The 16,285-nt window shown below is 68.5% G+C and carries 12 protein-coding genes; 7 read left to right on the top strand and 5 right to left on the bottom strand.

Annotated features, from left to right (window positions below; translation table 11 throughout):
- Window positions 1-51: 51 nt before the first annotated feature.
- The gene (lpdA, locus tag AC4D16_RS00435) at window positions 52-1,434 is read right to left on the bottom strand and encodes a dihydrolipoyl dehydrogenase (protein WP_490949401.1); all 1,383 of its coding nucleotides are present in this window, start codon (window positions 1,432-1,434) and stop codon (window positions 52-54) included.
- A gap of 279 nt (window positions 1,435-1,713) precedes the next feature.
- Window positions 1,714-3,261, bottom strand: coding sequence for a leucyl aminopeptidase (locus tag AC4D16_RS00440; RefSeq protein WP_490949400.1), 1,548 nt, complete (start codon window positions 3,259-3,261; stop codon window positions 1,714-1,716).
- Between the two features lie 191 nt (window positions 3,262-3,452).
- On the opposite strand from AC4D16_RS00440, the gene AC4D16_RS00445 reads away from it, so the two are divergent.
- The 4 genes from AC4D16_RS00445 (at window position 3,453) to AC4D16_RS00460 (ending at window position 9,136) form a co-directional block, all read left to right on the top strand.
- Window positions 3,453-4,469 (top strand): proteasome assembly chaperone family protein, encoded by a 1,017-nt coding sequence (locus AC4D16_RS00445; RefSeq protein WP_490953564.1) that lies wholly within the window; start codon window positions 3,453-3,455, stop codon window positions 4,467-4,469.
- A 115-nt stretch (window positions 4,470-4,584) separates the two neighbouring features.
- A complete protein-coding gene (locus AC4D16_RS00450) occupies window positions 4,585-5,925 on the top strand; it encodes an MFS transporter (protein WP_490953565.1) in 1,341 nt (446 codons plus the stop codon).
- A gap of 116 nt (window positions 5,926-6,041) precedes the next feature.
- Window positions 6,042-7,550, top strand: coding sequence for a DUF4192 domain-containing protein (locus AC4D16_RS00455; protein WP_490949397.1), 1,509 nt, complete (start codon window positions 6,042-6,044; stop codon window positions 7,548-7,550).
- Window positions 7,551-7,927: 377 nt separating this feature from the next.
- Entirely contained in the window at window positions 7,928-9,136 is a 1,209-nt protein-coding gene (locus AC4D16_RS00460) for an RNA polymerase sigma factor (RefSeq protein ID WP_490949396.1), read from the top strand.
- A gap of 198 nt (window positions 9,137-9,334) precedes the next feature.
- Here the strand turns inward: AC4D16_RS00460 and AC4D16_RS00465 are convergent, their stop codons facing one another.
- Window positions 9,335-9,556, bottom strand: a complete 222-nt coding sequence (locus tag AC4D16_RS00465; RefSeq protein WP_490949395.1) for a DUF7455 domain-containing protein — start codon at window positions 9,554-9,556, stop codon at window positions 9,335-9,337.
- 267 nt (window positions 9,557-9,823) lie between these two features.
- Between AC4D16_RS00465 and AC4D16_RS00470 the strand changes: the two genes are divergently transcribed.
- A complete protein-coding gene (locus AC4D16_RS00470; RefSeq protein ID WP_490953566.1) occupies window positions 9,824-11,932 on the top strand; it encodes a DNA gyrase/topoisomerase IV subunit B in 2,109 nt (702 codons plus the stop codon).
- Window positions 11,933-11,995: 63 nt separating this feature from the next.
- Here the strand turns inward: AC4D16_RS00470 and AC4D16_RS00475 are convergent, their stop codons facing one another.
- Both AC4D16_RS00475 and AC4D16_RS00480 read right to left on the bottom strand, forming a co-directional pair.
- Entirely contained in the window at window positions 11,996-12,997 is a 1,002-nt protein-coding gene (locus AC4D16_RS00475; RefSeq protein WP_490953567.1) for a M56 family metallopeptidase, read from the bottom strand.
- Between the two features lie 7 nt (window positions 12,998-13,004).
- Window positions 13,005-13,373 (bottom strand): BlaI/MecI/CopY family transcriptional regulator, encoded by a 369-nt coding sequence (locus AC4D16_RS00480; protein WP_490949392.1) that lies wholly within the window; start codon window positions 13,371-13,373, stop codon window positions 13,005-13,007.
- 219 nt (window positions 13,374-13,592) lie between these two features.
- On the opposite strand from AC4D16_RS00480, the gene AC4D16_RS00485 reads away from it, so the two are divergent.
- Together AC4D16_RS00485 and cydB are read left to right on the top strand one after the other, a co-directional pair.
- A complete protein-coding gene (locus AC4D16_RS00485) occupies window positions 13,593-15,167 on the top strand; it encodes a cytochrome ubiquinol oxidase subunit I (protein WP_490953568.1) in 1,575 nt (524 codons plus the stop codon).
- Window positions 15,168-15,242: 75 nt separating this feature from the next.
- Window positions 15,243-16,265, top strand: coding sequence for a cytochrome d ubiquinol oxidase subunit II (cydB, locus tag AC4D16_RS00490; protein WP_490953569.1), 1,023 nt, complete (start codon window positions 15,243-15,245; stop codon window positions 16,263-16,265).
- The last annotated feature ends 20 nt before the right edge of the window (window positions 16,266-16,285 follow it).

The following is a 16,285-nucleotide window of genomic DNA, read 5'->3' on the forward strand; positions in this document are numbered from 1 at the left end:
CGACGTGGACCGAGCCCGGATGATGCTGGATGAGGTGCTGTGTGGGCGGTCCTAGCCGTGCAAGGGCTTGCCGGCGAGTGCGAGGTGAGCCTCGCCGAGTGCCTCGTTCTGCGTGGGGTGCGCGTGGATCAGCGGAGCGACGTCCTCGGGGTAGGCCTCCCAGTTGACGATGAGCTGCGCCTCGCCGATCTGCTCGCCCATGCGGCTGCCGAGCATGTGGACGCCCACGATGGGGCCGTCCTTCTCGCGCACGAGCTTGACGATGCCGCCCGTGCCGATGATGGAGCTCTTGCCGTTGCCCGCGAGGTTGTACTCGTGGGTCTCGACGCGGTCGTCGCCGAACTTCTCGCGGGCCGCCTTTTCGGTGTATCCGACGGAGGCTATCTCGGGATCGCTGTAGGTGACCTTCGGGATGTTCAGGTCGGAGACGACGACGGGCTTGAGGCCCGCGATCTCCTCGGCCACGAAGATGCCCTGCTGGAAGCCGCGGTGGGCCAGCTGCAGGCCGGGGACGATGTCGCCGATCGCGTAGATGGTGCCGACGCCGGTGTGCAGGCGCTCGTTGGTGATGACGAACCCGCGGTCCATGGTGAGGCCCGCTTCCTCGTAACCGAGGTTCTGCGTGACGGGCCCGCGGCCGACGGCGACGAGCATGAGGTCCGCGGTGAAGGTCTTGCCGTCCTCGAGCGTGGCGACGACGCCGTCGTCGTTCTGCTCCACGGCCTTGAACCGGGTCCCGGTGTTGAACTTGATGCCGCGCTTCTTGAAGGCGCGCTCGAAGTTCTTGACGATCGACGCGTCCTCGTTCGGGACGAGCGAGGGGAGCGCCTCGATGATCGTGACGTCCACGCCGAAGGACTTCCAGACCGACGCGAACTCGCAGCCGATGACGCCGCCGCCGAGGATGATGACCGATTTCGGCACGAAGTCCATCTGGAGCGCCTGGTCGGAGGTGATGACCTTGCCGCCGATCTCGAGGCCGGGAAGGCTGCGGGAGAAGGAGCCGGTGGCGAGGATGATGTGCTTGCCCGTGTAGACGGTGCCGTCGACGTCGATGGTGGTCGGGGACGCGAGCGTGCCCGAGCCCTCGATGACGGTGATGCCCTTGGACTTGATCAGTCCCTGGAGGCCGCGGTACTTCCCGGCGATGATGCCGTCCTTGTACGCGTTGACGGCGTTCATGTCGATGGACTCGAAGGTCGCCTTCACACCGTACTTCTCCGCGTCACGGGCGCCGTCCGCGATCTCCGCCGAGTGCAGGAGGGCCTTCGTGGGGATGCAGCCGTTGTGGAGGCAGGTGCCGCCCAGCTTGCCCTTCTCGATGAGCCCCACCGTGAACCCCAGCTGCACCGCGCGGAGTGCGGCGGCGTATCCGCCGCTGCCTCCACCGAGTACCAGGATGTCGAACTCTTGCGCAGTTGCCGATTCGGCCACTTGGACGCTCCCTCGCGTGGTCTCTCGACGCGCTGATCGCGTCTGTTGATGGATCGATTGGTGGGTGGTTAGCCCCTGGAGCCGCTTCGCGGCCACCGGCGCGTGAGGTGCTCCCGTTTTTCAGCCTATCCCCAGAAGGAATCGGCATCCACCTGAACCGTGCGCGTCCGGGCCACGGGTACCCGCTATGTGTGCAGAGTCACCCGGCCGCGTACCCGTCGGGGTTCCGGCCGGGGCGGAAGGAGGCGCGGATGCTCCGGCGCCCCCTTCCGCGAACCGTCAGACCGAACGGGCCAGGACGTCCTCGACGTAGGCCAGGAGGGTGCGGACGCCGACGCCCGTGCCGCCCTTCGGCGTGTACCCGTGTGCGGACCCCTCGTTGTAGGCCGGTCCGGCGATGTCGAGGTGCGCCCACGGGATCTTCTCGCCGTCGACCTGCCCCACGAACTCACGGAGGAAGACGGCGGCCGTCATCATGCCGCCGTTGCGCTCTCCGATGTTCGCGATGTCCGCGACCTGCGACTCCAGGCTCGGACGCAGTTCCTCGGGCAGGGGCATGGGCCAGAACGGTTCGCCCGCGCGGTCCGCCGCCGCCTTGACGGCGTCGCGGACGCCGTCGTCGCCCATGACGCCGGAGGTGCGCGTCCCGAGGGCGATCATCTGCGCGCCCGTCAGCGTCGCGATGTCGATGATGGCGTCGGGGGACTCCTCACTCGCGGCGGCGAGGCCGTCGGCCATGACGAGCCTGCCCTCGGCGTCGGTGTTGAGCACCTCGACGGTCCGGCCACCGTAGATGGTGATGACGTCCTCGGGCCTCTGCGCGGTCCCGGAGGGCATGTTCTCCGCGAGGCACAGCCACGCCGTGACCTTGGCCGGCAGACCCAGCTCGGCGACGGCGAGGAGGGTGGCGAGGACGGCCGCGGCGCCACCCATGTCCAGCTTCATGGTCTGCATCGCTGCGGCCGGCTTCAGGGAGAGTCCGCCGGAATCGAAGGTGATGCCCTTGCCCACGAGCGCCAGGTGCACGGCGGACTTGGCGGGGGAGTACTCGAGCTTGACCATGCGCGGGGGGCGCGAGGAGCCCTTGCCGACGCCGAGGATGCCGCCGTACCCGTCACGTTCGAGGCGCTTCTCGTCCATGACCGTGACCTTGACGGGCAATCCGCGGGCGAGATCCTTGGCGGCCTGCGCGAAGGACTCCGGGTACAGGTGGCTGGGCGGCTGGTTGACGAGCGAGCGTGTGGTGTTGACGTTCCGGCCGAGGACGACGGCGCGCTTGAGGCCTTCCGCGAGGCCTGCGTCGGCCGCCGTCCCGGTGTGCACGACGACGTTCCGGACCGCCGCCTTGTCATCGCTCGACGACACCGTGCCGTCCGGCTTCATGCCCGTCTTCAGTCCATCGAAGGTGTAGGCGCCGAGGGCGGCGCCCTCGGCCACCGCGGTGGCGGCGTCGACGGTGGCTGCGGGCAGCGCGAGGACGACGGTGTCGAGCCCGGTGAGGTGGCGCACAGCGGCTCCCGCGGCACGGCGCAGGGTCTCGGCGTCGAGGACGGCGTCGGCGGCGACCGTGCCGACACCGGTCAGGACGAGCGTGTCGGCCCCGGTGTCCGGCAGGCCGGGCAGGCGTCGCACCTCGTCCGCCGCGCCGGTGATCCCGAGGACCTGCAGGGAGTCGCCGAGGGCGCGCGCCGCCTTCGCCGGCAGCGGGTTGTCGAGGAGGGCCGGTCCGTCGGGGCCCTTCCCGACGGCGATGACGAGAGCGTCACTCGGAACCTTCTTGAGGTCCTTGTCGGAGGCTGTCAGATGCAGGTCGATCGTTGTGATCACGGCGTTTCTCCTCGTATCCGGCGCAGCCGCCCGGGTCCGGCGGCACTGCGGGCCCCGGCACACCTGAGCGGTCCGGGAACGGTCCTGACGATCGTAGTCTCTGCCCACTCGCGCGGCCGACCGGCGGAACGTACCGCAGGTGACGGTGAGCGCCGGTGGGCGTCGGAATGAAGGAGGAGCGGGGCGTGTTGATGACTACAGGACCTGACGGCGAGGAGAACACCATGCTGGATCCGCGAACCCTGTACAACACCGACGAGACGATCGTCGGAGATCCCGACCTGAGAGGGCTACCCCTGCTCATGAGCCTCACCGGCTTCATGGACGCCGGTCACGTCGTCGAGCAGGTCAGTGCCGAGCTCCTCGAGGTCCTCGATCACCGGATCGTCGCCGAGTTCGACGCCGACCAGTTGATGGACTACCGGGGTCGGCGACCGAAGATCACCTTCGTCGAGGACCACCTCACCGACTACCGCCCGCACCGCCTCGAGCTGCACCGCCTGCACGACGGACTGGGCGAGCCGTTCCTCCTCCTCACCGGGGTGGAGCCGGACCTCCAGTGGGAGCGCTTCGTGAGCGCCGTCGTCGGACTGGTCGAGGACCTCGACGTGAGCCTGATCTCCTGGGTCCACGCGATCCCCATGCCGGTCCCGCACACCCGCCCCATCGGCGTCACGCTGCACGGCAACCGACCCGACCTGATCGACGGCATGAGCGCATGGCGTCCCACGGTCGAGGTTCCCGCCTCGATCGGGCACGTCCTGGAGCTGCGGCTCATCGAGGCCGGGCACGACGTCGTCGGGCACGTGATCCACGTTCCCCACTACCTCTCGGATGCGGAGTACCCGCCTGCGGCGGTTGCCGGCCTCGAGTACATCGGTGCGACCGCCCGTCTGGTCCTGCCCACCGACCGGCTGCGCGAGGCAGGGCGCGACGTCGAACGCCAGATCGCCCGGCAGGTCGGGGAGAGCACCGAGGTGCAGTCCGTGGTGACGTCGCTGGAGAAGCGCTACGACGAGTACGCCGATGGCGCCGAGCGGCGGTCGCTGCTCGTGAAGGAGAACAGCGAGCTGGCGAGCGCCGACGAGCTGGGCGCCGCCGTCGAGGCCTACCTGGCGAGTCCGCAGGCCGAGGAGGAGTCGACGCTGCTCTGGGACACCGAGTTCCGCCCGGACGACCGCCACGGTGATCCTCGCCCCGAGGGCTGAGGGCACGCCCGTCGAGTGACCTCGGTGGAAGCCGACGCGGGGAGCACACCGTCGTCCATTCGTCCCGGGACGCGTCCGGTTGGAGAACACCGCTGCACCGGAGGAGACTGGGGTCGTGGGTTCGACGCGTGCGCTGCTGGTGTGGGGAGCGGGTGTCGCGGCCTATCTCGTCGCTGTGACGCAGCGCACCACCTTCGGTGTCGCCGGTCTCGAGGCGACCGATCGTTTCTCCGCCTCCGCATCGCAGTTGTCGGTGTTCACCGTCGTCCAGCTGCTCGTCTACGCGGGTCTCCAGGTGCCGGTGGGTGTGCTCGTCGATCGCTGGGGCCCACGGTTCCTGATCGTCGCAGGCGCCGTCCTCATGGCCGTGGGGCAGGCCCAGCTGGCCTTCGCCGACTCGGTGGGCGAGGGGATCGCCGGCCGCCTCTTCGTCGGAGCGGGTGACGCCACCACCTTCATCAGCGTCCTCCGGCTGCTGCCGGCATGGTTCGGGCCCCGACGCATCCCGGTACTCACGCAGTGGACGGGCATCATCGGCCAACTGGGTCAGGTTGTCTCGGTCATCCCGTTCGTGGCCCTCCTCACGGGTCTTGGCTGGCAGACCGCGTTCCTGTCCGCTGCATCCCTCTCCGTCCTCGCCGCCATCCTCGCGACGGCGATCATCAGGGACTCGCCGTCTCCGGCCGGCGACCGCGCAGCGCCGACCCTCCGCCAGACGGGTGTCTCCCTCGCGCAGGCGTGGAAGCAGCCGGGTACGCGCCTCGGGCTGTGGTCGCACTTCACCATCCAGTTCCCCGGGACAGTCTTCGTCCTCATGTGGGGCTACCCCTACCTCGTACGCGCCGAGAAGGTGGGCGACGCGGTGGCGTCCGCCCTGATGACCCTCTTCGTGGCCGTGGGCATCGCCTGCGGGCCGCTGCTGGGGCGGTACGTGGCGCGGCACCCGCTCCGCCGGTCCACGATGGTGCTCGCGATCGCCGCGCTGATGGCGGTCGCCTGGTTGATGGTGCTGCTGTACCCGGGCCCTGCCCCACTTCCCCTGCTGACGTTCCTCGTGGTCGCGCTCGCGATCGGGGGACCCGGGTCCATGATCGCCTTCGACTTCGCCCGGACGTTCAATCCCGCGGGCCGGATGGGAACGGCCACCGGGATCGTGAACATCGGCGGTTTCATGGCGTCGCTGCTGTCCATGTTCGTCATCGGCGTCGTCCTCGACGTGCTGCTCGCCCGTGGTGTCTCGGACGGTGACCTGTACTCCCTCACGTCCTTCCGCCTCGCCATGTCCGTGCAGCTCGTCCTGCTCGCGGCCGGAGCCGTGGCCGTCGTCGTCGTGCGGCGAAGGGTCAGGCGTCGCATGGCCGATCAGGGCGTGGTCGTCCCCCCGCTGCGCGAGGCGCTCGCTCGCGAGCGACGACGTCGCAGGGACCGCCGGGCGGGCCGTCCATCGCGGCCGTGACCGGGAGGACGCCGGTCGGGCTCGCCGTCCTCGAACGGCTTCCGGAGCCGACTGCGTTGTCCACATAGGGATGTTCGGTCGAGCCGTCCGAGGGCACCCGGAGGAGGCTGGCGGACATGTCACCCTCACATCCCTCGCCCCGCCCTTCCTCGGATGCCCCGCGTCCCGTCCTGTCCGTGACCTCGCCGGCCGACATCCTCTCCTACGTGCCGCACGCCCTCGGGTTCACGCCCATGGAGAGCCTCGTCGTGCTCACCACCGGGAGGGGCCGGCTCGGGGCGACGCTCCGCGTGGACCTCCCGGCAGCCGATCCCTCGCCCGGCGGCGAGGCCACGGACTTCGCGCGGGCCGTCCTGTCCTTCATCGACGGCGACGACGATGCCGACGGCGTCCTCGTGATCGTCTACACGCACGCGGTACGGCGTCCCGATGATCCGCCGCCGCAGGGCGTGCTCGTGCGGGAACTGAGCGACGTCCTGGCCTCGGCGGGACTGCCCGTGCGCAGCGGCTGGCTCGTCTCCGCCGCCGCCTGGCGCGACTACTTCTGCGACGACGGCAGGTGCTGTCCGTGGTCCGGCCACCCGCTGGACACCGTCACGGACAGCCGTCTGAACGCCGAACTGATCTTCGGCGGCAGCTCCTTCGACGAATCACCCGCCGACGCCGTCGGTCGGTCGTCGCCCCTCGTCGCCCGGCCGATTCCCTCGCCCTCCCGCGATGCCGTCGACGAGGGTCAGGCCCACTACGCGGCGGCCTGCGCGGGGCACTGGGACGAGGAGCGCCAGTTCACCGCCACGTCGGACGTGTGGGATGCGGTCATCCAGGGGTCCAGCACTGCTGTGGAAGAGTCATTGCTCGGATCAGGCTCGGACCTGGACGCCGACCTCGCCGGATTCCTGCTGGCCAGCCTCGAATCGAGGGCGGTACGGGACTTCCTGCTCGTGAGCGCGTGTCTCGGATCCGACACGGCACTCGAAGGCGCCGTGTCCTGCGGGGTGATCGCTGCGGCACCGATGGATTCATCGGGGATACGCGGTGACGATGCGCAGTGCGTCGTGCCGCCTCTCGCGGCCGCCTGGGGCGTGGCGCAGTCCGACGAACCCGGGGACGTCCGACTGGCTGCTCCGCTCCTCGATCGGTTTGCCGACGGTCGGACAGCGCCCGACCCCTCCGCCCTTCGACTGTTCACGGACGTGCTCGCGGGTCTCCATCCCGGCACGCCCGACTGGGAACGCGTCGATGCCATGACGCGTGTCCTCACCCGCCTCGTCGCTGTCGCCGGCCCGACGGGCGAGGCGAGAGCCGCGGCGCTCACGATGCTCGGCTGGCTCGAGTACGCGCGAGGACGGGGATCTCGGGCGGCGGTCCTCTTCGAGGCAGCCGAAGCGGCGCTCCCCGGGTATCGACTCGCGCGTCTGCTCAACGAACTACTGTGCCGAGGTGGCTTGCCATCGTGGGCCCGCAATCGCACGACGGCGTGGCGGTCCACCTCGTCAGCGTCGGCATTCGAGTCGAGAGCACCGACGGCGTCGGGAGCAAAGGGGGCTTCGTCACCTGCCTCGTCACCTGCTTCGTCGACGTCGGCATCCACCGATCGCCGTCGGTCGACCCGGGACGCGGCCTGACGTGACCCGACGTGGCCCGATGAAGGCCTCCCTCGTGCGTCGTGGAGCCGAGAGCGCACATCATCGGGCGGCGCGCGACGGCGCGCTGTCAACGGAGGCGCAGGAAGAAGTAAGCCGGTATACATTTCCGGCGTGGAGTGGGCACGTGAGACACTTGACGGTGAGACCCGGTTGGGTCCGTGCACCAGAACGACTCGGCAACACCCACGCACACGTCCCCTCAAGGGCGTGCGGCGGCGGGAATAGCCGTCGTCGCAGAGCGGTTCCTCAGGGGAACGACTCTGCGATGGCCGTCTGGTAACCAGCGCGGACTTGACAGGGTCATAGTGGTGTTGTCCGTCTGACGGCATCGCACATCGCCGTATGAAAGGTTCTCTGTGACGGTCAAGAAGACAGCAGCACCGGCGTCGTCGGACGCCGGTACCACCACGACGAAGCGACGCGCCGCGGCCAAGAAGCCCGCGACGAAGAGCGCCGCGGCCGCCAAGGCCACCGCGTCCGACGCTTCGGGATCAGTGGACACGCTGGAGGCCGACGCACCCATCGCCGACGTCGCGCTCGACGCGGACGTCGAGGATGCCAAGCCCGAAGCGGCAGAGGTCGGCACCACCACCGGCTTCGTCTACTCCGACGCCGATGACGACGACGCCCCCGCGCAGCAGGTCGTCTCGGCCGGAGCCACTGCGGACCCGGTCAAGGACTACCTGAAGCAGATCGGCAAGGTCGCCCTGCTGAATGCCGAGCAGGAAGTCGATCTGGCGCTCCGGATCGAAGCCGGGCTGTTCGCCGAGGAGAAGATCGCCGCCGAGCCCGACATGGACCCGAAGCTCAAGCGCGAGCTCGAGTTCGTCATCCACGACGGCAAGCGTGCCAAGAACCACCTCCTGGAGGCGAACCTGCGCCTCGTCGTCTCGCTGGCCAAGCGCTACACGGGCCGCGGCATGCTGTTCCTCGACCTCATTCAGGAGGGGAACCTCGGACTCATCCGCGCGGTCGAGAAGTTCGACTACACCAAGGGCTTCAAGTTCTCCACCTACGCCACCTGGTGGATCCGCCAGGCGATCACACGAGCCATGGCAGATCAGGCGCGCACCATCCGTATCCCCGTCCACATGGTCGAGGTCATCAACAAGCTCGCACGCGTCCAGCGTCAGATGCTCCAGGACCTCGGCCGCGAGCCGACGCCCGAGGAGCTGGCACTCGAACTCGACATGACACCCGAGAAGGTCGTCGAGGTGCAGAAGTACGGGCGTGAGCCCATCTCGCTGCACACGCCGCTGGGCGAGGACGGTGACTCCGAGTTCGGTGACCTCATCGAGGACTCCGAGGCCGTGGTTCCCGCCGACGCCGTGAGCTTCACGCTGCTCCAGGAGCAGCTGCACTCCGTGCTCGACACGCTGTCCGAGCGGGAAGCCGGCGTCGTCGCGATGCGGTTCGGTCTCACGGACGGTCAGCCGAAGACGCTCGACGAGATCGGCAAGGTGTACGGGGTCACCCGCGAGCGAATCCGTCAGATCGAGTCCAAGACCATGTCGAAGCTTCGTCACCCCTCGCGTTCGCAGGTATTGCGGGACTACCTCGACTGATCGATGTGCGCCGGCCGGGGCAGCCGATGCCGCGGCCGGACCATGAGCGATAATCGCAGCTGAGCGGCAGGACCGATAAGGTGTTGCACCGGCCCGCTCATCCCGCCGGATACAACGAAGGCCCCCTCCTCGGAGGGGGCCTTCGTCACGCGATGCGGCGCCTGTACACGGAGCGCCGTCGGATCGGGGTCGGGGAAATCAGTCGCCTGCTGCGACCGGCTTCTCGTGGAGTCGCTTGGTCTCGTCCTGCCACTCGGACGTGAGTGGCTTCAGGTTGGCTTCTACTGCGCGCGCGTGGTGGCCGCAGAACAGAAGTTCTCCACCGGAGGACTGAAGGACCGCCCGCACGTACGCCTGAGCGCCGCAACGGTCACAGCGGTCCAGGGCAGTGAGTTCGCGAGTTGCTACTGCAGTGGTCATGAATGCCTCCTCATGTGGATCGTGTATTCATATAACCACTATTCGGTGCCGCGCCTCCCCAAGCTGGGCCTCCTTTCGCTCGGGGCGTAGCAGAGGTTATGGCAGGGGATCGAACCCCTGCTGTGGCGCGGGTGCCACGGGTCGGCGCGACAGGTCGCGCCTGCCGAGGAGTGTCATCAGGCCGTAATAAGCTGGCCCCATCCCTCCGCGCGGTCGCCCTTCTGGGGCTCGTCCGGCGAGGGGCCGTACCGTCGAGGAGACACCGCTGTGACACCCCCCACGTCCAACTACACCGCGCGGCACCTCTCGGTCCTCGAGGGCCTGGAGGCTGTGCGCAAACGCCCCGGAATGTACATCGGGTCCACCGATTCCCGTGGACTGATGCATTGCCTGTGGGAGATCATCGACAACTCGGTGGATGAGGCACTGGCGGGGTACGGCCAGAACATCACGGTGATCCTGCACGCCGACGGATCGGTCGAGATCCACGACGACGGGCGCGGTATCCCCGTGGACATCGAACCGAAGACGGGGCTCACCGGCGTGGAAGTGGTGTTCACGAAGCTGCACGCCGGAGGCAAGTTCGGGGGCGGCTCCTACACCGCCTCGGGCGGCCTCCACGGTGTGGGCGCCAGTGTCGTCAACGCTCTCTCAGCACGTCTCGACGCCTTCGTGGACCGCGGCGGCAAGACCTACGCGATGTCCTTCCGCCGGGGCGAGCCGGGAATCTTCTCCGACGGACGGTCGCCGTCACCCACGTCCTCCTTCGAGCCGTTCCTCGACGGCTCGCGACTGGACGTCGTGGGGACGGCGAAACGTGGTGTGACAGGAACCCGGATCCGCTACTGGGCGGACCGGCAGATCTTCACGCCCGACGCGACCTTCTCCTACGAGGAGCTGCAGACCCGCGCACGTCAGACGTCCTTCCTCGTCCCGGGTCTGCGCATCACGTTGCGCGACGAGCGCAGGCTGCCGGGAACTTCGGGGGAGTCCGGAGCCGTGGAGGAGGTCTTCCAGCACGACGGCGGCATCTCCGAGTACGCGGAATTCCTTGCGCTGGACGCCGGCGTCACGGACGTGTGGCGATTCCAGGGGTCGGGCCGCTTCACCGAGTCGGTCCCGGTGCTCGACGATCGTGGTCACAGCCGGATGGCGGAGGTCGAGCGGGAGTGCGACGTCGACATCGCGCTGCGCTGGGGGATCGGCTACGAGACGACGCTCCGCAGCTATGTGAACATCATCGCCACGCCCAAGGGCGGTACGCACCAGTCGGGCTTCGAGCAGGCCCTGCTGAAGACGTTCCGCACCGTCATCGCTGCCAACGCGCGCAAGCTGAAGGCGGGTACGGACAAGATCGAGAAGGACGACGTCTTCGCCGGACTCACGGCCGTCCTCACGGTCCGGCTGGCGGAACCGCAGTTCGAGGGCCAGACGAAGGAGATCCTCGGCACCTCGGCGGTCAAGGCGATCGTGGCGAAGGTCGTCGAGAAGGAGTTGCAGGCAAGGCTGACGTCATCGTCGCGCAACGACAAGGCGCACTCGGCCCTCCTGCTCGAGAAGATCGTCGCCGAGATGAAGTCGAGGATCTCGGCGCGTGTCCACAAGGAGACGCAGCGTCGCAAGAACGCCCTCGAGACCTCGACCATGCCCGCGAAGCTCGCGGACTGCCGCATCGACGATCCCGAACGCTCGGAGCTCTTCATCGTCGAGGGCGACAGCGCCCTCGGAACCGCCAAGAACGCGCGTTCCTCCGATTACCAGGCGCTGCTGCCGATCCGGGGCAAGATCCTCAACGTGCAGAAGGCCTCGGTCGGGGACATGCTCTCCAACGCCGAATGTGCGGCGCTCATCCAGGTGATCGGCGCAGGGTCCGGCCGGAGCTTCCAGCTGGACGCCCGCCGCTACGGCAAGGTGATCCTCATGACGGACGCGGACGTGGACGGCGCACACATCCGGACGCTGCTGCTCACCCTGTTCTTCCGGTACATGCGACCGCTGGTCGAGGACGGCCGCGTGTACGCGGCGGTACCACCGCTGCACCGGGTGGAGGTGATCAGCGGGGGCTCCAAGGCCAACGAAATGATCTACACCTATTCCGAGGCAGAACTCGCGAAAGTGCTCGCTGCCATGGAGAAGCAGGGGAAGCGGTACAAGTCGCCCATCCAGCGGTACAAGGGACTGGGCGAGATGGACGCGGACCAGTTGGCTGAGACGACCATGGACCCCCGGCACCGCACGCTGCGTCGGGTTCGCATCACCGAGGCGGAGTCGGCCGAACGCGTCTTCAATCTGCTCATGGGCAGCGATGTGGCGCCGCGGAAGGACTTCATCGTGGAGGGTGCGGCGTCCCTCGATCGGGATCGCATCGACGCCTGACCGACTCCGGATCGGTCCGAAGCCAGCTTCAGTGACGCCGTCCGTCGGAGAGCTGCCGGATGGTCAGCCGATCAGCTCGGGAGCGACCAGCAGCACCGGCGGCACGACGAGCAGGAGGCCCGCCGTCGAGAGTGCCACGGCCTGGTGCAGCCGCCCCAGAGGTGGCAGAGGGGTGAGTAGTCTGCGCAGGCGGGGCTTGGTGGAGTCGATCGTCGCCGTACCTCCCGTGACGTCCGTGACCATCCTGCCCGTGACCCGTCCTGCGGCGGGTTCGTCGGCCAACGGGTCATCGAGAGGATCCCGGGCGATCGGCCCCGCGCCGGCACCGACGATCGCGATCGCACGGACGAGCGTGTGCTCATCGACGTGACGGAGCGCCTCGTCGTCGGCGAGCATCTCGATCAGTTCGCTGACGGCACGCTGTGCCAGCCGCGACGTCGGTAGCCATGGCAGCGCGGACCGCCAGGCGGCGAAGGCCCACAGCAGCAGATGGTGGCGTTGGTGGAGGTGTGCATTCTCGTGCGTCAGGACGGCGTCGAGCTCGGTGCGCGTGAGGAGGTCCATCAGCCCGTTGGACATGACGGTGACGGATCGCGCCCCGCCCGGGAGGCAGTACGCCACCGGCGCGGGGTGGTTGATGACGAGCGTCGACGGCTGGTCCGCGGCGGGGGAGCTGAGCAGCGACAGCATGTCGCGGTGACGCCGCCGCTGCCGCTTGATGCGCACGAAGGTCAGGGCGAGTGTCGAGACGAGGTGACCGAACAGGAGGGTCGCCGCGCTGATGGCGAACACGTGGACCACACCGAGCGTGCCCACCGACTCGTCATTGAGCAGGATGTCGAGGAACCCCGCCGACGCCGACACGAGGTTGTCGCCCAGGGGCTCGAGCCCCCATACCAGCATGGCCCCGATCATCGAGCATCCACCGGCCAGCGCTATCGACTGCCACAGCACCATGGCCGTGAAGGGAGCGCGCGCCGGCCACTGTGCGCGGGACAAGAGGATGGGCGCAGGCCACGCCAGGATGATCGCGAGCGCCGCGAGCAGGTAGGAGGCCCAGAACACGGTGGAGTCAGTCGCGGCCGAGCAGCTTGCGGAGCGTCTCCGCCTCGGCCTCGGACACACTGCCGATGAACCGGGCCAAAACGGCCTCGCGATCGGGGGCGGTGACGAGGACCTCGTGCATGAGTTCCGCGGTGTGGTCCTCGCGACTGGTCACCGACCGGTACCTGTGCGGTCGGCTGTTCCGCTCGCGCTCCACCAGGCCCTTCTTCTCGAGTCGTGAGAGCACGGTGAGGACGGTGGTGACGGCGAGCTCGCGGCCGGACTGTCCGAGCGGGGCCTCGGCGATCGCGTCGCGCACCTCGTTGGCGGTCACGGCCCCGGGTGTCGACCACAGCAGATCCATCACTGTGCGTTCAAGGTCTCCGAGCGTTGCCATGTTCTTCCTTCGATCATTCCGCGGTGCCGACCCGCCTCGGGTGGCACCCCGCTCCCCAGGGGAGCGATAGAGCGTCTGCATCTAAAGTACAGCGTCGCGCCGTGCCTTTCTACTCCGCGTAGAAGTGGGTCCGAAATCGTTCTACACTGTGTAGTAGAACTTTTCTACACGTTGTAGAAGTCCCGTCGGGATCGACGGCGGCACCGCGGAAGGGGCCTCATGGAAGCCTTGGAGATCGCCAGATGGCAATTCGGAATCACGACCGTCTACCACTTCGTCATGGTTCCCCTGACGATCGGCCTCGGACTGCTCGTCGCCACCATGCAGACCATGTGGCACCGCACCGGTCACGAGCAGTACCTGAGGATGACCAAGTTCTGGGGGAAGTTGTTCCTCATCAACTTCATCGTCGGCGTGGCCACGGGTCTCGTGCAGGAGTTCCAGTTCGGGATGGCGTGGAGCGAGTACAGCCGCTTCGTCGGTGACGTCTTCGGGGCCCCTCTGGCCATGGAGGCGCTGCTCGCCTTCTTCGTCGAGTCCACCTTCCTCGGCCTGTGGATCTTCGGGTGGGACCGTCTGCCCAAGCGACTGCACCTCATGTCCCTCTGGGCCGCCGTGCTCGCGTCGGTGTTCTCCGCCTACTTCATCCTGGTGGCGAACTCCTGGATGCAGCACCCCGTGGGCGTCGAGGTGGTGGACGGCAGGCCCGTGATGACGGACGCGTGGGCCGTGTTCACCAACAGCACCGCGCTGGTCGCCTTCCCCCACACCGTCTTCGGATGCCTCGCGGTCGCCGGGGCCTTCCTCCTCGGCATCAGCTGGTACCACCTCTGGAAGCGCCGCCACGACGGGATCGACAGCGTCGGCGAGAACGGTGCCGTCGTGTTCGGGGCACGCGCCGGGGCCCGTGACGCCGTCGACCACGCCGTCTGGCTGCGCTCGGCCCGTGCCGGAGCCGTGGTCGCCATGATCGCCTTCGCCGGCACCGGCATCACCGGCGACCTTCAGGGCAAGCTCATGTTCGACCAGCAGCCCATGAAGATGGCCGCTGCGGAGGCCGCGTGCCACGACGGCACCGGCTTCTCGATCCTCTCCGTCGGCAACCTCGGGGCCCAGAGCTGCGAGGACATCACCGCCGTCATCGAGGTACCGGGAGTCCTCTCCTTCCTCGCCAACGGCGACTTCACCACCGAGGTCAAGGGCGTCAACACCCTCCTCCCCGAGTACCAGGAGAAGTACGGCACCCACCTCCCCGACGATCCCCGGTACGGCGATCTGGCCGGCACCGAGATCGACTACCTGCCCGTCATGGAGGTCACCTACTGGGGCTTCCGCATCATGATCGGGTTCGGGGCCATCGCCGCTGCGGCGTCCGCCGCCGCCCTGTGGGTCCTCCGCAGGGGGACCGTCCCCGAGTCACGGTGGCTCATGCGCTTGGCCGTCCTCGGGATCCTCGCGCCCTTCGGCGCGAACATCGCCGGCTGGGTGTTCACGGAGATGGGGCGCCAGCCTTTCGTGGTCGCGCCCAACCCGGACCTCAGCGGCGTCGACGGTGTCTTCATGTTCACCGCGGCGGCCGTGTCTCCCGGGGTGTCGCTCACCGAGCTCGTGACCTCCTTGGTGCTGTTCACCGGCGTCTACGCCGTGCTCCTGGTCGTCGAGGTGAAGCTCCTCGTGACGTACGTCCGGGGAGGTACCGCCTCCGCGATGCCCGAACTCGCCCACACGGACGAGGACGACGACGCCCCGAGCGGCAGGAAGGACGACGGCGATGTGCTCGCGTTCGCGTACTGACCGACGGGCTGCCGGTCACGGGAGCCCCGACCGTGCGTCAGTAGCCCACACCTCCTCACTCCGGAAGGGACCACGATGACCGAGGCACTCCCCACCCTCTGGTTCGTCCTCATCGCCCTGCTCTGGGCCGGCTACCTCTTCCTCGAGGGGTTCGACCTCGGCGTCGGCATGCTGATGAAGCTCATGGCGCGCAACGACACCCAGCGGCGCGTGCTGCTCAACACCGTCGGCCCGGTCTGGGACGGCAACGAGGTGTGGCTCGTGACTGCCGTCGGGGCGACCTTCGCGGCCTTCCCCTTCTGGTACGCGTCCCTCCTGTCGGCGCTCTACCTGCCGTTCCTGCTCGTGCTGCTCGGCCTGATCTTCCGGGCCGTCGCCTTCGAGTGGAGGGGCAAGCAGGACAGCGACGCCTGGCGCAACCGGTGGGACTGGGCCATTGCCGTCGGCTCCTTCGCCGCGGCCGCGGGCATCGGGGCCGCCCTCGCACTCACCACCACCGGGTTGCCGCTCGACGCCAACGGGGACAGGGTGGGAGGCGCCTTCGCCTGGGCCACCGGACCGGCCCTGCTCGGGGCTGCCGCCGTCGTCCTGTTCTGCCTGGTGCACGCCGCGGCGTTCGTGGGTCTCAAGACCGACGGCGGGGTGCGGCGCCAGGCCGACCGACTCTTCCGGCGGCTGCTGCCGATCGCGATGCTCCCGTTCATCGGCTGGGCGCTCCTCGTCCAGGTCGACGACGGGACGGTCGTCACCTGGCTCGCCGTCGTCCTCGCCGTGGTCGCCTTCCTGGCCTCCTACAGGTCCGCGACGATCGGCCGGGACGGGCGCGCGTTCGCCGCCCTCGGGATCGGGATGCTGGCCCTCACCGGATCGATCTTCGGCGCCGCGTTCCCCGTGGTCCTGCCGTCCACGCTCGATCCCGCGTTCGACCTCACCGTGCAGAATGCCTCGTCCTCGCCCTACACGCTCGGGCTGATGAGCATCGTCGCGTGCGTGGGGCTGCCGCTTGTCCTGGCCTACCAGGCGTGGACATACTGGGTGTTCCGTCGGCGCGTCTCGGAGGAGAGCATCCCCGCGGCCCACGCCGTCCAAGCCCTGTGAGCGGAGCGAGCCACACCGTC

It is taken from the genome of Arthrobacter sp. TJ-236 (assembly GCF_058269235.1).

What these genes read in the sequence shown, in the direction of transcription:
- AC4D16_RS00445 (WP_490953564.1), top strand. Translation starts at nt 3,453, where the DNA reads ATGACTACAGGACCTGACGGCGAGGAGAACACCATGCTGGATCCGCGA.
- AC4D16_RS00455 (WP_490949397.1), top strand. Translation starts at nt 6,042, where the DNA reads ATGTCACCCTCACATCCCTCGCCCCGCCCTTCCTCGGATGCCCCGCGT.
- AC4D16_RS00465 (WP_490949395.1), bottom strand. Translation starts at nt 9,556, where the DNA reads ATGACCACTGCAGTAGCAACTCGCGAACTCACTGCCCTGGACCGCTGT.
- AC4D16_RS00480 (WP_490949392.1), bottom strand. Translation starts at nt 13,373, where the DNA reads ATGGCAACGCTCGGAGACCTTGAACGCACAGTGATGGATCTGCTGTGG.
- AC4D16_RS00485 (WP_490953568.1), top strand. Translation starts at nt 13,593, where the DNA reads ATGGAAGCCTTGGAGATCGCCAGATGGCAATTCGGAATCACGACCGTC.
- cydB (WP_490953569.1), top strand. Translation starts at nt 15,243, where the DNA reads ATGACCGAGGCACTCCCCACCCTCTGGTTCGTCCTCATCGCCCTGCTC.